This is a genomic window from Glutamicibacter sp. BW78, from assembly GCF_002332245.1.
Classification (GTDB): Bacteria; Actinomycetota; Actinomycetes; order Actinomycetales; family Micrococcaceae; genus Arthrobacter_H; species Arthrobacter_H rhombi_A.
In genome coordinates this window covers 565-1,152 of the sequence record NZ_NRGU01000010.1, presented here as the reverse complement: position 1 = coordinate 1,152, position 588 = coordinate 565, and the positions used below count along the sequence as shown (strand labels likewise).

The window sequence follows — 588 nt, the reverse complement described above, 5'->3', positions numbered from 1 at the left end:
CCCGTGCCTGAGTATTTGAACACCGAGCGGGCTTGCTTCGCGTACATCAACCCGATGACCACGGTCAGCATGGTCAGTCGTTACGTAACCGGGAATGGGCCAGTCATCGTGACTGCGGCGACATCGGAAGCTGCAACCCAGATCGCCGCGCTGCTGAAATTTCGCAACGTTCCTGCTATCGGAATCACTCGTAGCTCCGACCGGCCTCCAAGCAAGGGAAAACTGTGGAGCGCGATCATCGCCACAGACCAACCCGAGTGGGAAGAACGACTCTATGCCGCCGCCGGCCAATCTGCCCGCGTCGTGTTCGATGCCGTCGGCGGCCTAAACGCAGGCAAAGTTGCGAGAGCCCTTGAACCGGGAGGTCAGTTCATCAGCTACGGGCTCCTCTCCGGCACGCCAATTCACGGCAGTTGGGAATTTCCATCGCATGTGGAACTGAAGTATTTTCACCTGCGCCAAGATGCTCATAACAGCGACCCCGTGCAGTTCGCTCAGCGTTTTGAAGAAGTCTTCCAGCTCGTTGCGTCAGGTTTACTGGCCACAACACCCGCCGCAAAATTTCCGCTCTCGCAGATCCGGGATGCT

1 protein-coding gene is annotated in these 588 nt (G+C 58.0%); it reads left to right on the top strand.

Going from position 1 to position 588, the window contains the following annotated elements:
* Positions 1-54 precede the first annotated feature (54 nt).
* Positions 55-588, top strand: a 534-nt coding sequence (locus CIK75_RS01875; protein WP_143413238.1) for a zinc-binding dehydrogenase, incomplete at its 3' end; no start/stop codon positions are given.